Origin of the sequence: Cryobacterium sp. TMS1-20-1, from assembly GCF_004402355.1 — a bacterium.
In the GTDB taxonomy this organism is placed as follows: domain Bacteria; phylum Actinomycetota; class Actinomycetes; order Actinomycetales; family Microbacteriaceae; genus Cryobacterium; species Cryobacterium levicorallinum.
On record NZ_SOGF01000033.1, the window covers coordinates 64,450 to 82,265 of the forward strand.

At 66.1% G+C, this 17,816-nt stretch carries 24 protein-coding genes; 12 read left to right on the forward strand and 12 right to left on the reverse strand.

All coding sequences use genetic code 11. From position 1 onward, the window contains the following. Positions 1-27: 27 nt before the first annotated feature. From E3O45_RS07600 to ald, 3 genes are read right to left on the reverse strand one after another with little or no spacing between them, the layout of a single operon-like run. Complete coding sequence (locus tag E3O45_RS07600; protein ID WP_134442848.1) at positions 28-1,785, reverse strand: aldehyde dehydrogenase family protein; 1,758 nt, start codon at positions 1,783-1,785, stop codon at positions 28-30. Between the two features lie 38 nt (positions 1,786-1,823). After that, positions 1,824-2,066, reverse strand: a complete 243-nt coding sequence (locus tag E3O45_RS07605) for a hypothetical protein (protein WP_134442849.1) — start codon at positions 2,064-2,066, stop codon at positions 1,824-1,826. A 32-nt stretch (positions 2,067-2,098) separates the two neighbouring features. Beyond that, entirely contained in the window at positions 2,099-3,214 is a 1,116-nt protein-coding gene (gene ald, locus E3O45_RS07610; protein WP_134442850.1) for an alanine dehydrogenase, read from the reverse strand. A gap of 150 nt (positions 3,215-3,364) precedes the next feature. Here ald and E3O45_RS07615 point away from each other — a divergent pair, with 150 nt between their 5' ends. Continuing rightward, positions 3,365-3,850 (forward strand): Lrp/AsnC family transcriptional regulator, encoded by a 486-nt coding sequence (locus E3O45_RS07615; RefSeq protein WP_092452027.1) that lies wholly within the window; start codon positions 3,365-3,367, stop codon positions 3,848-3,850. A 22-nt stretch (positions 3,851-3,872) separates the two neighbouring features. Next, positions 3,873-4,499 carry a LysE/ArgO family amino acid transporter gene (locus E3O45_RS07620; protein ID WP_134442851.1) on the forward strand — a complete coding sequence of 209 codons (627 nt, stop codon included), beginning with the start codon at positions 3,873-3,875 and terminating at the stop codon, positions 4,497-4,499. An 86-nt stretch (positions 4,500-4,585) separates the two neighbouring features. On the opposite strand, the gene E3O45_RS07625 is transcribed toward E3O45_RS07620, so the two are convergent. Genes E3O45_RS07625 through E3O45_RS07635 form a run of 3 tightly spaced genes read right to left on the reverse strand, consistent with a single transcriptional unit; the run spans position 4,586 to position 6,077 of the window. Continuing rightward, a complete protein-coding gene (locus E3O45_RS07625; protein WP_134442852.1) occupies positions 4,586-4,918 on the reverse strand; it encodes a hypothetical protein in 333 nt (110 codons plus the stop codon). Beyond that, the gene (locus E3O45_RS07630) at positions 4,915-5,562 is read right to left on the reverse strand and encodes a hypothetical protein (protein WP_134442853.1); all 648 of its coding nucleotides are present in this window, start codon (positions 5,560-5,562) and stop codon (positions 4,915-4,917) included. The genes E3O45_RS07625 and E3O45_RS07630 overlap by 4 nt, the downstream gene beginning before the upstream one ends. Beyond that, positions 5,559-6,077: an RNA polymerase sigma factor gene (locus tag E3O45_RS07635; RefSeq protein ID WP_241979048.1), complete on the reverse strand. Its 519-nt coding sequence runs from the start codon at positions 6,075-6,077 to the stop codon at positions 5,559-5,561. The genes E3O45_RS07630 and E3O45_RS07635 overlap by 4 nt, the downstream gene beginning before the upstream one ends. A 186-nt stretch (positions 6,078-6,263) precedes the next feature. Between E3O45_RS07635 and E3O45_RS07640 the strand changes: the two genes are divergently transcribed. The 10 genes from E3O45_RS07640 to E3O45_RS07685 all read left to right on the forward strand — a co-directional run bounded on the left by E3O45_RS07640 (position 6,264) and on the right by E3O45_RS07685 (position 11,973). Next, positions 6,264-6,740, forward strand: coding sequence for an Asp23/Gls24 family envelope stress response protein (locus tag E3O45_RS07640; protein ID WP_134442855.1), 477 nt, complete (start codon positions 6,264-6,266; stop codon positions 6,738-6,740). Then, positions 6,737-6,931, forward strand: coding sequence for a DUF2273 domain-containing protein (locus tag E3O45_RS07645; RefSeq protein WP_347232619.1), 195 nt, complete (start codon positions 6,737-6,739; stop codon positions 6,929-6,931). Before E3O45_RS07640 ends, E3O45_RS07645 begins: the two co-directional genes overlap by 4 nt. After that, positions 6,928-7,353, forward strand: a complete 426-nt coding sequence (locus E3O45_RS07650) for a hypothetical protein (RefSeq protein ID WP_134442856.1) — start codon at positions 6,928-6,930, stop codon at positions 7,351-7,353. Before E3O45_RS07645 ends, E3O45_RS07650 begins: the two co-directional genes overlap by 4 nt. After that, positions 7,350-7,991, forward strand: coding sequence for a DUF6286 domain-containing protein (locus E3O45_RS07655; protein ID WP_134442857.1), 642 nt, complete (start codon positions 7,350-7,352; stop codon positions 7,989-7,991). Before E3O45_RS07650 ends, E3O45_RS07655 begins: the two co-directional genes overlap by 4 nt. Further along, positions 7,988-8,608, forward strand: coding sequence for a hypothetical protein (locus E3O45_RS07660; RefSeq protein WP_134442858.1), 621 nt, complete (start codon positions 7,988-7,990; stop codon positions 8,606-8,608). The genes E3O45_RS07655 and E3O45_RS07660 overlap by 4 nt, the downstream gene beginning before the upstream one ends. 78 nt (positions 8,609-8,686) lie before the next feature. Then, the gene (locus E3O45_RS07665) at positions 8,687-8,860 is read left to right on the forward strand and encodes a CsbD family protein (RefSeq protein ID WP_134442859.1); all 174 of its coding nucleotides are present in this window, start codon (positions 8,687-8,689) and stop codon (positions 8,858-8,860) included. 91 nt (positions 8,861-8,951) lie between these two features. Then, positions 8,952-9,704: a hypothetical protein gene (locus E3O45_RS07670; protein WP_134442860.1), complete on the forward strand. Its 753-nt coding sequence runs from the start codon at positions 8,952-8,954 to the stop codon at positions 9,702-9,704. Beyond that, positions 9,701-10,117, forward strand: a complete 417-nt coding sequence (locus E3O45_RS07675; RefSeq protein WP_134442861.1) for a phage holin family protein — start codon at positions 9,701-9,703, stop codon at positions 10,115-10,117. Before E3O45_RS07670 ends, E3O45_RS07675 begins: the two co-directional genes overlap by 4 nt. Then, positions 10,114-10,716 carry a DUF3618 domain-containing protein gene (locus E3O45_RS07680; RefSeq protein WP_134442862.1) on the forward strand — a complete coding sequence of 201 codons (603 nt, stop codon included), beginning with the start codon at positions 10,114-10,116 and terminating at the stop codon, positions 10,714-10,716. Before E3O45_RS07675 ends, E3O45_RS07680 begins: the two co-directional genes overlap by 4 nt. 183 nt (positions 10,717-10,899) lie before the next feature. Next, positions 10,900-11,973: a YihY/virulence factor BrkB family protein gene (locus tag E3O45_RS07685; protein WP_370450338.1), complete on the forward strand. Its 1,074-nt coding sequence runs from the start codon at positions 10,900-10,902 to the stop codon at positions 11,971-11,973. 93 nt (positions 11,974-12,066) lie between these two features. Here the strand turns inward: E3O45_RS07685 and E3O45_RS07690 are convergent, their stop codons facing one another. The 6 genes from E3O45_RS07690 to E3O45_RS07715 all read right to left on the reverse strand — a co-directional run bounded on the left by E3O45_RS07690 (position 12,067) and on the right by E3O45_RS07715 (position 17,734). Further along, complete coding sequence (locus E3O45_RS07690) at positions 12,067-12,585, reverse strand: CarD family transcriptional regulator (protein WP_092107039.1); 519 nt, start codon at positions 12,583-12,585, stop codon at positions 12,067-12,069. An 11-nt stretch (positions 12,586-12,596) separates the two neighbouring features. Continuing rightward, positions 12,597-13,265, reverse strand: coding sequence for a TetR/AcrR family transcriptional regulator (locus tag E3O45_RS07695; protein WP_134442863.1), 669 nt, complete (start codon positions 13,263-13,265; stop codon positions 12,597-12,599). Between the two features lie 80 nt (positions 13,266-13,345). Beyond that, positions 13,346-15,703, reverse strand: coding sequence for a trehalase-like domain-containing protein (locus E3O45_RS07700; RefSeq protein WP_134442864.1), 2,358 nt, complete (start codon positions 15,701-15,703; stop codon positions 13,346-13,348). A gap of 351 nt (positions 15,704-16,054) precedes the next feature. Then, the gene (locus E3O45_RS07705) at positions 16,055-16,768 is read right to left on the reverse strand and encodes an RES domain-containing protein (protein ID WP_166789424.1); all 714 of its coding nucleotides are present in this window, start codon (positions 16,766-16,768) and stop codon (positions 16,055-16,057) included. Positions 16,769-16,776: 8 nt separating this feature from the next. Continuing rightward, complete coding sequence (locus E3O45_RS07710) at positions 16,777-17,166, reverse strand: hypothetical protein (RefSeq protein ID WP_134442866.1); 390 nt, start codon at positions 17,164-17,166, stop codon at positions 16,777-16,779. Positions 17,167-17,389: 223 nt separating this feature from the next. Continuing rightward, positions 17,390-17,734: an HPF/RaiA family ribosome-associated protein gene (locus E3O45_RS07715; RefSeq protein WP_104132281.1), complete on the reverse strand. Its 345-nt coding sequence runs from the start codon at positions 17,732-17,734 to the stop codon at positions 17,390-17,392. Between the last annotated feature and the right edge of the window lie 82 nt (positions 17,735-17,816).

Consider the following 17,816-nt stretch of genomic DNA (forward strand, 5'->3'; position numbering starts at 1 on the left):
AGCCACGACGTGGCCGAAGGAACAGGGTCAGGCGCGAAAGGCGGCGGCAAGGATGCCCGGCAGCCTGCGCACTGAGGGACGCGCGGCGAATTCGGTCAGCAGGCGAGCGGTCAGGGCGCCACTTCGGGCCGAGACGAACCACGGAGGCTTCGGCAGCAGCGCCCACTCCCCGTGCACGATCGAGCGTGGAAACGGCCGAAAGGGCCCCCGCACGACGGTGCGCTCGACGTCGTCGAGCAGCAGGGCGTTGTGCACCACGCCGATGCCGCTCTGCACGTCGCTGAGGGTGTGCCCCGGGAACGCGCCCCACGGCGCCGCCGCTGAGAGAAACCCGACGCCGGTCCAGGCGTTGATCGCGATGGTTCCATAGCGCAGGCGCGCCACTGCCTGCTCGAACCCGGCACCGAGCCGGCGGATCGTGCTCGGCACTCCGAGAATATTCGCGCCGAGCGTGCCGAGAAAATCGCGGTTTACCGTCTCGACGGCTGCGTCGAGAAACGCCAGGCCGGTGCCGGGAAGTTCGATGACGCCGAGCACCGGCGCGAAGTATTCCGTTCTGAGCATATCTTCCGGCACAGCGGATGCCCCCGCCTCGGGCGAGTCCACACCGCCCGTTTGCGGCGCTTCACGACTCGCCCCGGCTGCCACGAGCAGGCGCCCGCCGGGAATCGAACGCGCGGCCGGGTAGGCGGCGCGGGCCGCGCGCATCCGCTCATCGCTGCCGGGGTACCAGGCTGGCCGAGCCGGTGCGGACGCGAGGGCCGCCGCGACCGCGTCCAGAAACGCGCGCTTCTGCGGCCAGGTGGCGCTGAGTACGAGCACCTGTCCGGCGATGCAGTTGTAGCCGCCGTTGTGCAGCCGCATGGTGGCGACGTGTTCGGCCTGATAGCGCAGGTCGCGGGTGCTCCACCGGCCCGGCAGCACGATGATCGGTGAGACACCGCCGAGTTCGCTGGTGATCGGTTTGGTGAGGCGCGGGGCATCCGTTTTCGAGCCGGCGAACACGATGGCGTCGTGGGTGGCCGCGCTGCCGGTAATGTGTACGTGGCCGATGCCGGCGTGGTGCGCGAGATAGTCGCCCACATCGGCGCCGCCGGTGACGATGCAAAGCAGGCCGGCCTCGATGAGTGGGGCGAGCGCCGCGCGATAGACCGGCAGCAAGCCGTCGAAGGTGGGGTTGAGCTTGAGGATGGAGACCCGATTGTGTGCCACGAGTTCGTAGAGCACGTCGAGCGGCGCGATCGAACTGATGTTTCCGGCGCCGAGCACGAGGCCTATTCCACGGTCGGGCCCGGGCCCAGAGTACTCACTGGGTGCCCTGCCGGAAACGTGCTGCCCCAGTCCGGCCCGGGATCGGGCCTGCGCCGCTGTGACGCCCGGTCGCAGCCAGGCCTGGGCGGTGAATCCGTGCAGCAGGAGCCCGTCCCAGGAGTTGTGTGGAAGCACGGAAACCGTGACCCGGCCGCCCGGCGCCCTCCCCAACCGCCGGCCGGCGAGCGGGCTGTGTCCCGCGTCGAGCACCCGAAGTGTGTGCTGCAGCGCGGCCAGTGACGTTAGCACGCCGTACGGCCCGGTCAGCCATTCCTCCCCGATCAGCGGCGACGCCTGGTCGAGCCCCTTGGCGTGCGCGGCAGCGAGCACCCAGCGCTCGGCTTCGGCGCCGACGGATGCTGCGACACTCGCCAGCAGATCGGCTCGCGCCGCTAAGGTGGTCGCCGCCCACCCCTCGCTCCCCCGTGCCAGCGCTGCGATGGAGAGGTCGAGCCCAGCCTGATCCACCGTCATTGATCTCCCCTGATTGCCGACCAGCCTAGTGCTGCAGTTCAGGGTACGACGACGGGGCAGTGCAGCTGGGTACGCTCGCCGGTTCGATCGATCTCGTGCTGATCCATCGGCTGGGCGCAGACCGGGCAGCCCCGAACCGGCGCGGGAGCGGCAGGCAACAGATCCGACCCGTTCAATCCGACCGGCGGCGGTCCCAGAATGGGAAACAGACGACCGTTGAGCCAGGCCGTCATTCCGCCAGGTCCCTTGATTCGCGGCTGGGAGTCCTTACCGTGTGTCACACCTCTTAGTGTACTGACCAGCCCGCGACCGCTCAGGCGATCGCGTCGGCGACGCTCAGCAGCTCGGCCTGAAACGCCGCAGCGACGTGCGCGTTGGTGATGCGCCCGTTGTGCACATTGAGGCCCTGGGCGAGGGCGGCGTCTTCGGCAATGGCCTTCTTCCAGCCCTTCTGGGCCAGCGCGATCACGTAGGGCAGGGTCGCGTTGGTCAGCGCACGGGTCGAGGTGGCCGGAACGGCGCCGGGCATGTTGGCGACGCAGTAGTAGACGCTGTCGTGCACGGCGAAGGTGGGGTTGTCGTGCGTCGTGGCGTGCGAGCCCTCGAAGCAGCCGCCCTGATCGATCGCGATATCCACCAATACGGAACCCGGCTTCATCGACGCGACCATGGCGTCGGTGACGAGTTTGGGTGCCTGCGCTCCCGGAATCAGCACGGAGCCAATCACGAGGTCGGCTTCCCGAACCTGCTCGGCGATCTCGTACTGGGTCGACGCACGCGTCTGAATTTCGCCGTTGAACCGCGCCTCGAGCTGGCGCAGGCGGGCCAGAGACAGGTCGATGATGGTCACGTCGGCGCCCATACCGAGGGCGTTGGCCGCGGCATGCTCGCCGGCAACGCCGCCGCCGATCACGACGACCTTGGCCTTGGGGGTTCCAGGAACGCCGCCGAGCAGAATCCCGCTGCCGCCGTTGGCGCTCAGCAGGTGGTAGGCGCCAACCTGCACCGAGAGCCGGCCGGCCACCTCGCTCATCGGCGAGAGCAGCGGCAGCGTGCGGTCGCTCAGCTGCACGGTCTCGTACGCGATCGCGGTGGTGCCCGACTCGATCAGTGCTTCGGTGCAGGCAGCGGATGCCGCCAGGTGCAGATAGGTGAACAGCACCTGCCCCTGGCGCATCAGCGGGTATTCGCTCTCGATGGGCTCCTTGACCTTGAGCAGCAATTCAGCCGCCGCCCAGACGTCGGCCGCGGTGGCAACGATGGATGCCCCGGCGAGGCGAAAAGTGTCATCGGTGATGCCAGAGCCGAGCCCGGCACCCTGTTCGATGATGACCTCGTGACCGCGACGGGTGAGCTCATTCACACCGGCCGGCGTGATCGCGACGCGGTTCTCATTGTTCTTAATCTCGGTGGGAATGCCGACCAACATAGGGGCTCCGTTTCGCAGTCGCCAGTACCGAACGCATCGGCTTTGATAGGAGTAAGACTGCTATTGATTCGTTTCCGCTAGGTAAAATCCGTGGAATCTGCCAGACTTAAAGAATATTTCACGAATTATGCGGTGACGAGGAGAAGTGACATGGCCGAAGCGAAGAGGATTCGATCGCTCGAACCCCTTGACGAGGTCGATCGCATTCTGGTCGCGGCGCTGCAGGCGGATTCCCGCACCACCAACAGCCGTCTGGCTGCGGCGGCCGGAATCGCCGAGTCCACCTGTGTTTCCCGGGTGCGCTCACTGGTCAGCCGCGGAATCGTCACCGATTTCACGGCCATGGTCGATCCCAAGGCGATCGGCCTCGGCCTGCAGGCGCTGATCAGCGTCAGCATTCGCGCCGGGGCCCGCACGCACATTCCAGCATTTCGCGACTCGATCCGGGTGATGCCCCGGGTCGTCCAGCTGTTCTTTCTCGGGGGCTCCGAGGACTTCATTATTCATCTGGCGGCCCGCGACACCGACGATGTCCGCGATTTCGTGCTCGAGCATCTCTCCGCCAATCCGGCCGTGGCGTCAACCCGCACGAGCATGGTGTTCGAGCACTTCTACAACGGTGTCGCCCCCGAATAGTGCGCCCTAAACTGAGCAGGAAATGAACCTCGCCGATACGCTCCTGCCCGCCCTGTTCGGCTTCGGCACCGGACTCGCCCTGATCATCGCGATCGGCGCCCAGAATGCGTATATTCTGCGGCTCGGCATCGCGGGCAAAAACCGCACCGTACTCGCGGCCGTGCTGATCTGCTCCCTGTCCGACGCCGTGCTCATCTTCGCCGGAATCGTCGGAATCGGCGTGCTCATTCAGGCCGCCCCGGCCGCGCTCGTCGTCGTGCAGGTGCTCGGCGTCGGCTTTCTGCTGAGCTACGGCGTGTTCGCCGCCGTGCGCGCTTTTCGCCCCGGCGTGCTCGTCGCCGCGGCCACCACCCAGGTGAGCACCAGGGCCGCCGTCGCGACGACCCTCGCGCTGACCTGGCTCAACCCGCACGTCTACCTCGACACCCTCATTTTTCTCGGCTCGGTGGCCAATCAACAGGGCGCGAACGAACGCTGGTGGTGGGGCGTCGGCGCGATCACGGGAAGCTTCGTCTGGTTCTTCGCGCTCGGCTTTGGCGCCCGGATGCTGCGGCCCCTGTTTGCCAAACGCTCGTCCTGGCGAGTGCTCGACGCGTTCATCGCCGTGGTCATGATCGCCCTCGGCGTGCGGATGGCCTTCGGGGTCTGACGGAACTACGCGCGCCAGTACCCGGCCTTGCCGAGCAGCTGAACCTCGCGATTGGCGCCCGCGGGCACCGGCACCGGTCCAGGCACTCAGCCGATTCGAGCCACGACCACGGTGATCTCGGCCACCGCCGGATCGCCGGACTGCCGCAGGTGCGCGGCGATCGCATCGTGTACCCGCCCCGACACTTCGCCAGCCGACTCGTCCGCAGCGATGCCGATCCTGGCCGTGACCCGAACGCCGTCGGCACCCTGCGTCCTGACCACCGCCGCGACTGCGGGCACGCGATGCGTCAGCGCGCCGACGGTGGCCGTGACCACTGTCGCGAGGAGAGGCCCGGCAGGATACAACGAGTCCACGCCGGCAACCCGACGCACCACCTCGTCGAGTTCGTCGGTCGAGGGCAGCACCGCAGACATCATTGCTCCTGTTCGTGAGCGGATGTATCGGGCGCGGTATAGAGGTCACGCACCGTGATATCGATGGCCGCGACGACCAGCTCCGTGTATTTTCCCAAAGCGACATACATCGCCTGCCGCAGGTGCTCGGCCACCCCCGGAATATTCTCTCCCCGGAATACGGTCACGTCGACCGAAATCGTAATGGGTTCACCGGGCACTCTGACGTCTCCGACGAGCACGCAGCGACCGACCAAAATGTTCTCCAGTCGGTCCCCGGCCTCCCGCAGAATGCCCCGAACGGCACCCTCGGTCACGACGAGGCGCGCCGTCGGTGACGAGTGCGCCAGCGGGATCTCCCGGCCGGCGTGCGCCTCCAGGCTGATGTTGTCAAGGATCAACGCGACCCAGCTGTCGGTGCGGAGGGATTCCCGCTTGAGGTCGCGCTCGAGCAGCGACAGCTGCGCCCGGCGCAGGCGCTCGAGACCGCGCAGCGCAATTTCGCAGTCCGGCGAATTGTCGATGCTCGGGTCTGCGGGTTGCCGACCCTGGTCGAGATAGTCGCTGAGTTGCTCAATAGTGTGGCCGTTCAGGCTCGCTTGTTCGCGTTCGGTGTCGTTGAGATCGAAGGCGACGAAGCGCTGATCTGCCGGCGTCAGTTCGGTCATCGCCATTCCTCCATCTCGCGAAGCAGGGTTTTGCGCGCCCGGGCCAGCAAGCCGCGCACGGTCGATGTCGGCAGGTTCAACTCGGCGGCAATATCACCGTAGCTGTACTCGGCGATTTCGCGCAGGGTCCAGCAGCGCCGTTGGTCCTCGGGGAGAGCAGCGAGCACCCGGGCCAGCGCCTCGGCTTGAGACTCGACCTCGACCAGAGCGTGCGGGGCGCGGCTTTCCGGCGCCGGGGCATCCGTGTCGTCGATGTTCTCGTGTTGGCGGCGAGCGCGCAGCCGGTCGATGCTCTTGCGGCTGACGATGCGCATAAGCCAGCTCTTGACGGCGCTGCCATCCTCGAGTCGGCCGAGTTGCTGCCAGGCAGTGATGAAGGATTCCTGCACCACGTCGTCGGTCTCGTCATTGGAGCCGAGAACTCGGGTGGCGTAGACCCGCATGAGCGGTCCGTACCGGCGCACGAGCACCTCGAAGGCCCGGAGGTCGCCATCGGCGGCACGGTCGGCGAGCATCTGGTCGGCTGCCGTATCCAATGGCGAGGAGACCTGCTCACGCACTGTTCCGGGCACGTCGCCTCCTCGTACAAACGATTCGGAAATTTTCCTCATCTTCGCGTGACGAATATGCCACAGGTTTCGTCATACAGGTAACAATCCGCTTTCGGCCTGCACCGATGGCCCGATCTCAAGGAGCTACCCATGGACCTCATCGACACCAACGGCACCGGATCTGCAACCAGGTCGTCTGGCAACCGCCCGCCCGTCGGGACGACTCTGGCCGGCGAGCCACTCACCGGCACGGGAAAAACCGTGATCAATGACGGTGTCGTGGCCAAGGTCGCCGGTATTGCCGTCCGCGAGGTCAGCGGTGTGCACGCCCTCGGCGGCGGCGCGGCCCGGGCGCTCGGCGCCATCCGCGAAGCCATGAACAACACGGATGTGAGCCAGGGCATCTCGGTCGAGGTCGGTGAAACGCAGGTCGCCGTGGACGTGACCATCGTCGCCGAGTACCCGGTGCAGCTGCAGCAGGTGGCCAACGACATCCGCTCGAGTGTGATTCGGGCCATTGAAGACCTGGTCGGACTCGAAGTCACCGAGGTCAACGTGACCATCGTCGACATTCATCTGCCCAGCGACGACGCCGAGGCCGAGCCGAACAAAGCCGCACTGCGGTGACCAGCGCAACCCGTACCGGCATGCTGGTCGGCGCGATTTTAGCGCTGACCTGGGTCATTCTGGGGTTCTGGGTATTTCTGTTCGTGGCGCTGGCCATGCTGGTCGGCGCGCTCGTTGGCCGCGTGGTTGACGGCCGCCTCGATCTGGGTTCACTGATCGGAGCGTTTCAGGGAAAGCGTTCCTCGTCGTGAGCGTGGCGACCGACTGGTTTCTCGGTAAAACGACCGCCACCGCGGATGCGCCGGGCACGACAACCGCGCCGCCCGCGCCCCGCGGGCGCACCCGAATCGTGCCGAAGGCGCTGCGCCGGATCGTCGGACTGGCCACCGCGGAGTCGCTCGGCGTGGAACCAGGCCAGGTCGGTGTCGAACTCGGCGACGACCACGGCATGCTCGCGCTCACCATCAGCACCTCGATTTGCGTTGTTCCGCTTTCGCGCGTCATCCGCGAACCGGCCGTCATCGCGCGCACGGGCGGCACCATTTTGGCTCGGGCGGCCACGGCCCAGATCCAGATTCGTCGCCGCGTCGGTGAACTGACCGGCACCGATATCGGCCGGGTCACCGTGCGGCTGACGGGCATTGATGTGCAGCCGGAACGGCGAGTGCGATGAGCAGCGCGACCGAAATGCACGGTGGGATTGACCGGCCCGGCGCGACTGACCCGTCCACCGGGACGACGACCGCGCGCAGCGCCCGCATCGGTCGCCGCGAAATTCACTCGCCACGTTCGGCTGCGGCCATCACCGTGGCCGCCGTAGTCATTGTGTTGTGCGGCTGGCTGGGTACCGAAATGGTGCTACTGCTGTTCGGCCAGCCGGCCCTGCTCGCGACGCCGGCCGATCTGGCCGCTGGCGTCGCATCCGCTTCGAGCCTGCCGATTCCACTGCTGGGAACGATCGCGGCGGGCTGCGCCCTGCTCGGTCTCGTGCTGCTGGTCGTTGCGGTTGCCCCGGGTCGCCGGGCCCGGCATCTGATCGACTCGGAACGCACGGTGACCGTTGTCGATGACGAGGTGATCGCATCAGCTGTGGCCAGGTGCGCCGCTCGCGTGGGCGGGATCGACCCGGACAATACCCGGGTCAGCGTCTCGCGGCGCATCGCCACGGTGCATCTGATGCCGACCTCGGGCCAGCCGGTGCAGCGTGCCGCGGTGCAGCAGGCCGTGCGCGAACAGCTCGACGGTCTACAGCTGCGACCGGCGCTGCAGACCCGCGTCGTCGTGGCCGTCGGAGGAAGGGTCGGAGCGTGAACAACACCAACCGCGCGCTCAACCGGAGCGTCGCTTTCGTGGCCGGCCTGATATTGCTCGCCGTGGCCGCACTGCTCGGCCTGCTCGCCACGCAAACAGCGATTCAGGATGCCTGGGCCCCGGTTGCCGACACCGCCCGCACGACGGTCGCGGGCTGGCTCCGGGCCACGCCTCTCGTCGGAACCGACCCGGATGGCACGGCGCACAGCTGGCTGTGGATTGTCGCCGTCGCTGTGTTGCTCGCGGTCGTTGGCTTGCTGCTCAGCTTCATCCTGCGGCAGGGGCGCGGCCATTCCGGCCAGCTGATCAGCAAAAATACGACGGATTGGGGTGCAACCCCTGTCGATTCCGCTGTCGCTGAACAATTGCTGCAGCAGGCGCTCGGCGAGCATCCCGAATTTCTGTCGACCCGCGTCTCGACCTACCGGGTCACCCGCGATGCCGTACTCAAGATTTCGGTGACCTGCCGTCGCGGAACGTCCCCGACGGACGTTGTGCGCATCGTCGAACAGGCCCTGCGCGCCCTCGACGAGCTACTGGGCCTGCGCATCCTCGCCCTGCTGCAGATCAGCGGCGGCTTTCGGGTGCGGACCAGCAGCAGCACGCGCATCCGCTAAGCGGATGCTCCCCTACTTACGTTCGACGCGCCCGCGCCGAACATCCCCCCAGAAACACCACACGAAGGAGAGAGCACGATGAGTGCATCAGACAAGATCAAGAACGCCGCGCAGGACCTCAAGGGCAAGGCCACGGAGGCCGTCGGAAAGGCGACCAATGATGATTCCAAGGTCGCCGAAGGCCGTGCCGACCAAACCTCGGCGAGCGCCAAGAAGGTCGGCGAGGACGTCAAGGACGTTTTCAAAAAGTAGCGCCAACTGCGGGTGCGGCGGGCACTCCGGCCCGCCGCACCCGCACTCCCCTGACCATTCGGTCAACCATCACGCCATGAAAGGAAGCACTATGTCCAACCTGTACGCAACCTCACCGGCTTCGGGCGCCGACGACTCTGAGTTCGACGACGGGGCCGCGGTGACCGCCGCAAGCCACACGACGAACGTTGCCGCCGAGCAGGCCGGGAAGGTCGGCGATACCGCCATGCACGCGGCCAGTCAGGTCGCCGATGTCACCAAGGATGAAGTGGGAAAGGTCGCCGCTGAGACCAGAAGTCAGGCGAAAGACCTGCTGACGGATGCTCGCAGTCAGCTCACCGAGCAGGCCGGCGAACAGCAGGCCCGAGTCGCTGACGGCCTGCGCTCAATCAGCGACGAATTGACCCAGATGGCCACAGCATCCGACGCGGGCGGAGTCGCGACCGACCTCGTTCGGCAGGCCGCGTCGCGCGCTGGCAGCATCGCCAGCTGGCTCGATGACCGCGACCCCGGGTCACTGCTCGAGGAAGTGCGTTCCTATGCCCGGCGCAAGCCCGGCACGTTCATCGCGCTGGCCGCGGCGGCCGGCATCCTCGCCGGTCGGCTGACCCGCTCGGTTGCCGCCGAGTCGGCCGATGACTCGGCGAATGAGTCGGCGCGTTCCGATCGGTCGCCGCGCACCAGATTCGACCCGGCGAGTGAACTCACCGACGACGAGCTCGCACCGCTGCACGCCCGGGGAGCCGGCATTGTCGGGCTCACCGACACGGCCGACCGCGCCAGTGTCGCCGAGCCCACCGGCCTGCTCGGCGATGACCCCGACCTGAGGGTACGAGAGCGATGACCGACCTGCACACTCCGTCGGAGCAGAAGGCCGCGGAGACCTCGCTGGGCGACCTGCTCGGGGAAGTCACCCGTGACCTGTCCACGCTCATGCGCCAGGAGCTGGAACTGGCCAAGGCCGAACTCCGCCAATCGGCGACTCGCGCCGGAATGGGCGCCGGCCTGCTGGGCGGCGCCGGCTACGCCGCCATCATGGCTGTGCTGTTCCTGTCGATCGCCCTCTGGTGGGGGCTCGGCGATCTGGTCGGCAACGGCTGGTCCGGGCTGATCGTCGCCGGACTCTGGGCGCTCATCGGGCTCGTGCTCTACCTCATGGGCCGCAAAGAACTGAAAACGGTCAAGGGTGCGCCGCGCACCGTTGACTCCTTGAAGAAGATCCCCGACACACTCAAAAGGAATGAGGAAAACCGATGACCGACACCGACCGCACCCCCGATCAGATCCGGTCCGACATCGAGCGCACCCGGCGCGAGCTCGGCGGCGATGTCGACGCACTGGCCGACAAGGTGACACCGTCCAAGATCATGCAGCGCCAAACCGACAAGGTGAAGTCCGCAGTCATCTCTGTGTCGGAGCGCATCATGGGTGCGGCGTCCCACACCGGCGATGCTGTCTCGTCGGCCACCGACACCCTCGGCGAGCTGCCGCATCAGGCCGCCAACACGGCCAAGGGCAACCCGCTCGCCGTCGGACTCATCGCCTTCGGCGTCGGCTGGCTGGCCGCGTCCCTGGTTCCGGCCAGCGACCAGGAGAAGCAGCTGGCCGGCTCGTTGAAAGAGGCTGCTGCGCCCTTCATCTCAGAGGCAACGGATGCGGCGAAGCAACTGGCCGACAACCTGCGTGAACCGGCTCAGGAGGCTGTCGCTGCGGTGAAAGAGCGCGCCATCGACGCCGTCGACGAGGTCAAGTCGGCCGCGCAGGGGGCCGCAGACGACGTCAAGAAAGAGGCCCAGTCGGCCACGGACACGGGCGTCGACACGGCCAAGCACAAGAGCGACAGCGACCTGTACTGATTCCGAGAACGGATGCTGCGGCTCGACGAGCCGCAGCATCCGTCTATTCGCATCAATAGACCTGGCGAACCAAGCAATCGGTGCCAGATCGCCGAAGACGCAGTAGATTTCCACCGCCGGGGGTCGCGTTCGCCCTACAGAATCGCGAGCCCCGGCTCCCTTCCACTCGAGCAGGAGGCGTTCATGACAGGTAGCGGCATGGCAGACAAGGGACAGAGCCAGGACCTCGCCGATGCCCCGGCCCCCGACGACAACCGCAAGCCGGACACCCCGGCCGAGGTATCGAAGCGGTCGTGGAAGTACATCGCCAAACGCACCCTGAGCGAATTCGGCACGGACCAGTGCACCGACATTGCCGCATCGCTCACCTACTACGCCGTGCTGTCGCTGTTTCCAGCCCTCATCGCCCTGGTTTCGCTGCTCGGTGTGTTCGGCCAGGGACGACAATCCGCCGACACCCTGCTGACCATCCTCGCCTCGGTCGCCCCGGCCGATGCCCTCGACGTCATTCGCGGGCCTATCGAGCAGTTCAGCACCTCACCGTCGGCCGGGTTCGCCCTGGTGGCGGGGATCGCGGTCGCGATCTGGTCGGCATCCGGTTATGTCGGTGCTTTCAGCCGGGCCATGAACCGTATCTACGAGATCGACGAGGGCCGCACGTTTTTCAAGCTCAAGCCGACGCAACTGCTCGTCACCGTCATCGGTATTGCCCTGCTGCTCGTCTCCGTGCTGATCCTGGCGATCAGCGGCCCCATAACGGATGCCGTCGGCGCGGCCCTCGGGCTTGGCCAGACCGTGCAGCTGGTCTGGTCCATTGTCAAGTGGCCGTTGCTCGCGGCCGCCGTGGCACTGCTCATCGCGGTGCTGTATTACTTCACGCCGAACGTGCGGCAGCCGAAGTTTCGCTGGCTCAGCCTCGGAGCGCTGGTCGCGCTCGTGGCGATCGTCGTCGCCTCCCTGGGCTTCGGGTTCTACGTCACGACGTTTTCGAATTACGCCAAAACCTACGGTTCGCTGGCTGGCATCGTGATCTTTCTGCTCTGGCTGTGGCTGACTAACCTGGCCCTATTGTTCGGTGCCGAGTTCGACGCCGAACTCGAACGCGGCCGCCAGCTACAGGCAGGCATCGCCGCCGAAGCGAACATTCAGCTGCCGCCCCGCGGAACCAAAAAGAGCCAGAAGGCCGCCCTGAAGGAGATGCAAACCGTCACCGACGGCCGCCGCATCCGCAAGTCGCACGCCGCTCCGCGTCCCTGACCAGCCCTCTAATTGGTCCGGGGCCGGCTAGGCCAGGGCAAACAGGTGTGCACCCTCGTTCGCGCGGCGAACGAGGGTGCACGGTCAGGCAGACTAGACGGCTACTTCAACCGGCTCGTCGCTGACGACGTAGTTCTGAATTTCGATGAGCAGCAGGTCGCCGGCTTCCTGGTCGGTCAGGCCCTGGGCCAGAGCGAGCTCGGAAACGAGGATCTGACGAGCCTTTTCGAGCATCCGCTTTTCGCCGGCCGAAACGCCCTTGTCCTGGTCGCGACGCCACAGGTCGCGCACGACCTCGCTGACCCGGTAGACACTGCCGCTGGCCATCTTCTCCTGGTTGGCCTTGTATCGGCGTGACCAGTTGCCCGGCTCCTCGGTGAAGGCGTTCTGCAGAATTTCGTAGACGGCGCTCACCCCGGCGGCGTCGATGACGTCGCGCACCCCAACGAGCTCGACGTTGTCGACCGGCAGCTGAATGGTCAGCGCGCTGGTGTGCACGTTGAGGGTCATGAACTGCTTTTCGACGCCCTTGATGGTGCGGGTTGCCAGGGCTGTGATGGTGACCGCTCCGTGGTGCGGGTAGACCAGAGTTTCGCCGATTTCAATCTTCATGGAATGCGCCTTCAGTGTTGTGTGGGTGATGCAACGCGTAAGGGCGTTGCGCTTGAGGTCTGGGGGTCCTGCAGCCAACCGGGCAGCAGCGCCACGAGCTGGTCGACAAGTTCGTCGTCGGATACGTCGAGGTGGCCGCGCATCCAGGAGCCGATCAGGGTGAGCGCACCGCCAGCCACATAGGTCGTCACCAGTTCGGCGTTCACGGTCTCGTCGAAGACGAGCACCGACTCGAGCATGCGCGTGGCGTAGGCCTCGATGATCTGGTCGTGCGCGCTGCGGGTCAACGGCAGCTCGAGCACGCTCGCGTAGAGGGGAAAATTCTCGACCATATGCGCGACGAGCCGGCCGTACCCGAATCGGGCAGCGCTCTCGCCCGCTCTTAATGGGCGCAGATCCAGGCCGGCCGAGCCGATGTCGGCGAACTGGGCCTGCAGCAGCTCGGCGGCGAGAACGTCGAGGCTCGCGAAATGCGCGTAGAAGGAGCTGCGGCTGATTCCGGCCAGGCGCACGATTTCGGCCACTGAAACGGATGCCGCCGGCTGAGCAATCAGCGTACGGATCGCCGTGAGAATGAGCCCTCGGGTGCGCTCGGCCCGCGGATCGTGCGTGAGCTTGAACTCTGGGATAACGTCGACCGGCACCTCGGCCACGAGGCCGGGGTCCGTCAACGAAGTCATCCCTCTACTATAGCACTTTTCGGACACGTGTCCGAGACCCGGGCGCGTCCTCACGGCGGACTCGCGGAAACCGGCCGAAGCTACCGCCCGCGGTGCTCGTCGAGGAGCTGCGCGCAGCGGATGAAGCCGAGGTGCGAGTACGCCTGCGGGTGATTGCCGAGGTGTTTCTCGGTGGCCGGGTCAAATTCCTCCGACAGCAGCCCGGTCGGGCCCACGAGGATGACCAGCTGGTTGAACAGCGCCTCGGCCTCGTCGAGACGCCCAGCCAGGACGTAGGCCTCGATCAGCCAGGTCGTGCAAATGTGAAAGCCACCCTCGAGCCCGGGCAGCCCGTCGTCATAGCGGTAGCGGAACACGGTCGGACCAACGCGCAGCTCGCGCTCGACGGCGCTGACCGTCTTCTGAAAGCGCTCGTCGTTGACGTCGAGCAGGCCGGACAGCCCGATGTGCAGCACGGCGGCGTCCAGATCCGGGCTGTCGTAGGCGACGGTATAGGACTGGGCTTCCTCGCTCCAGCCCTCAACCAGAACTTCGTCGCGAATCGTGGTGGCGAGCTCTTGCCACCCGGCACCGACCTCGCGACCGTGCCGTTCCGCGGTACGAATGGCACGATCCACCGTCACCCAGCACATCGTCTTCGTGTAAGTGTGGTGCCGCGGCGAGCGCCGGGCCTCCCAGATGCCGTGGTCGGGTTCCTGCCAGCGACTCGTAACGGCCTCGACCATCTCAGTGAGCAGGTGCCACTGAAAGTCCGAGAGCGTTCCCTGCCGGGCGCTGAGCGTGTCAATGAGTTCGGCGACCGGTCCGAACACGTCGATCTGCACCTGGTTGTCGGCAGCGTTTCCGATGCGCACCGGGCGAGATCCGGCATAGCCGGGCAGAGATTCGAGGCTCGCCTCCGTCGACAACGACGAGCCGGTGACCGAATAGAGCGGGTGGAGCCACTGCGCGCCGGGACTGTCCGCCACGACTCCGGCCAGCCAGTGCAAAAAACCGTCGGCTTCGTCGGTCGATCCGAGGTCGACGAGCGCCTTGACCGTCATCGATCCGTCGCGCAGCCAGCAGTAGCGGTAGTCCCAGTTGCGGGTTCCGCCGATGCCCTCGGGCAGGGACGTCGTCGATGCGGCGAGCACCGCACCGGTTGGTTCGTAGCAGAGGGCTCGCAGCACGAGCGCGGAGCGGCTCACGAGCGACGGCTTGACGCTCGGCAGGGTGAGTGTGTTCACCCAGGCACGGGAGTCATTCATGACCGCACCGCGTCTGGCTGCTTCGCCGGCAGCATCCGGAATATAGGGCTCGGTGTCGCCGCAGCGCAGGTTGAGCATGACGGCGCCGGCAGACAGGTCGACGATGGCCGTGGCCGTTTCGTTGCGGCCGTCGGAGGTCACCTCGAACTCGACGCCCGGCGCCGACAGCGCGATGGGGTCCGGGGTTCCGGTGATGGTGACGACCCCGTCGGCCGCGTGCATGTTGAAGTGGGCGACGGCGTAGTCGGGTCGGGGCGCGAACACGATGCGGGCCAGACCGGTACCGGTGAGTTTGCGCACGAGGTTGGTGATCCCGAGCGGTGAGGGCTCGATGTAGTCGGTCACGGTGACGTCGGCCCAGCGGGTTTCGACGATCATGGTGTTGTCCACATAACGCTGGCCGAGAACGCGGCTTTTCTTGACCGGTTCGATCGAGAAGTGACCGGCCTCTTCGCTGCCCAAAATGCTCGCGAACAGCGAGCCAGAATCGGGCAGCGGATGCGTCATCCAGCAAATGCGCGCTTCCGGCGTCACGAGGGCGGTCGACGTGCCATCGCCGATCATGGAGTGGCGTTCGATGGCAACGACGTGCTGGCCGAACAGCCAGTCCTTGCGCAGTTCAAAGAGCAGGGCCAGCAGTTGCGCGAGCATTTCCGGACCACTGACCCGGTGGGCGGCGACGGATTCTCCGTCGCCGATGCGAATCCCCAGGTCGGGGCCGTGCAGGGTGTTCATCGCCATCTCATCGCTCGCACCGTCGCCGGCGAAGAAGGCGGCACTGACGCCCAGTCGGGAGCGCAAGCGGTCGAGGGCCGCGCCGGAATCCTGCCTGGTCGCGTCACCGTCGTCGGTGTCGAAGAACTCTGAGTCGAACTCGGCGCCGTTCGAGCCGACCAGGTGCACCTCGCGGGGCAGTCGGGAGTCAGCGGCGAGGTCGCGCAGGGTGCGCCCGCTCATCACGGCCGTGTGGGTGTTGGGCAACGCGGCGAGCGCCCGCAGTGCGAGCGCCGACTCGACGAGCAGCTTCGAGGGCACATCCGACGCGCCGTGATACGACAGGGTGCCACCGTAGTTACATGCCACGAGGAGGGAGGGCGTGCGCGCCAACTGCTGCAAGTCCTGCAGGATCTCGCGCGACAACCCGGCCAGGCTGCGCGGTAGGTTCTTGGACAAGTTCAGGCGTTGGGGCATGAGGGAGTTCCTAGCAGAGGAGCAAACAGAGGGGCACCGCTGCCAATCGCTGGGCAGACCTAGGCGACGTTACCATCGGCGCCGGGCTGCACGAACTTCTGGCACGAGGTTGCCAGCGTCGGCCGGCCATCGCGCGCTAGCTCGCGGCACTCCTAAACGCTCGCGGCCCTCCCCCCACGGGGTGCCCCGAGTTTGAAAGGGTGCCGCGGCAGCTTCACATCCTGGTCCGCGGGCCCGGGCGGCACGTGCGTGAGAGGTTCGTCTCGGTTGGAACACGGGACAACTTCTCAAACACGTGCCACGAAACGCTTAGGCGCGCGGATGCCTCGCACAGTGCCGACGAACGAGCCGTCAGTTCGTCCAAGTCAGGCCCAGTGTCGCGAAGGCCGCAACGAGCTCGGGAGTCTCCGGGGCGAGATCGATCGCGGTGACAGCACTCAGCAGTGGCGAGGAATTTGATTCGGCCGACGGACGTTCAAAGATTGCCCAGAGTTTGAGGTCGTCGCCGTGCCTGGAGGCGAACTCGATGCCGTCGACCGAGGGCTCGGTCTGCTGGTACAGCCAGCTGGCGATTGTGCGAGTCAGATCTCGTGGCAATGAGTTTTTCATCGCTGACGCATCGAAATCGACGGCTCCGTAACGATGGGCGATGTCGATGAACCGTGGCCAGAGCGATGCGATGGTGCCAGCGGCAGCGACCGCACAGAATGTGCCTTGCAGTGTCGCCCTTGATGCGCAGCGATCCTCCAGCCAGCGGTAGCTGACGGCGGCCGGCGCTCGAGCGGGGAACTCGATCGCGTCGGCTGGGTCCTCCACAATGTCTTCGAGGGTGACGCCCAGATGCGGATCACAACGGTATTTGGCGAACACCTCGATTAAACAGGCGAGGAGCGATTGACCTGCATACACGGTCCTGAATTGACCGTTGATGTCATCCCACCGCCCGTTGAAACGGCCGGCGTCGGTTGCGTGCTTCCAATCGCTCCAAGACCACGGGTCGGGGCGAAAGCCCACCCGCCAGACCGTCCCTGGGTTGACGCTCAGAACGAGCTCCAGCTCAGGCACGCCGACGATCACCCAAACGCCACAAACGAACGAGCGGCAGCCAGAACTGCAAGGCCCCCGGTAGCAAGGTCCTGCTCGAGCAGCACCCGGGCCGGCGCCGTATCGCCCAGCTCAGGGTTCATGCCTTGAAACCAGCTCGATACCGTCGAAGCCGCCTCGCGCTCACGCAGCAACGCCATCACATAAAAAGCCGTACGCAGCCGCTGCATAGTCTCAGCCGACGGCGTCCGTGTACCTTCGGCCCACTCTCTTACTGCGCGCGTCTCACGCACGCCACCGAGATAGGCGACCAGTTTCGCTCCGAGCGTCTCGCGGAGACCCGCCACGATCTCCGCCGGCGGCAGGCGAAGAGAATCTTCATACGCGCGCAGACCGGGCCGTGCAGTCGTAGTGCTCATAAGTCCATTTCACACCGTCGCCGAACAAATCGCAAGCAAAACACTGAAATCCGACGCCAGCATTTACACCCGAGATCACACCCAAAATCCCAAGGCTGCGGTTCTCCGCAGCCCTCTGGGCGCTCGCGGCACGTGTTTGAGAGGTTCGCCCCGGTTTAAACACGTGACAACTTCTCAAACACCAGCTGAGCGGATGCCGCAGCGCGGCATCCGCTCAGCGCAGTTAGACGACCTCGCCCATCGGGAGGTTGCCCTTGCGGGCATCCAGCTTGCCGAAGTGGCTCTCCAACAGGCTCTTCATCTTGTGCAGGGCACCGGTCAGGGCTTCCTCCACGGCGTTGGCGTTCTCGGTGACGACGACGGGCGTGCCGCCGGCTGGGCGGGCCTCGAGGGTGCACTTGATGTCGTCGGCGCTGCTGCGGCCGGCGCTGCCGTCGGAGAGGTGAACCTCAACCCGGGTCAGGCGTTCGCCGTAGCGCGAAAGGGACTCTTCGACAATCGTTTCGAGCGCGCCAGAAACCCGCTCGGTGCCGTCAATATTGCTGTCGGTATTCACGATGACCTGCATAATTACTCCTCCAGTTGCTTACAACTTCAGGCTACCGCTCCCGCATGTGAGCGCCGGTTGGTGACGCGTGGTATGCGCACAG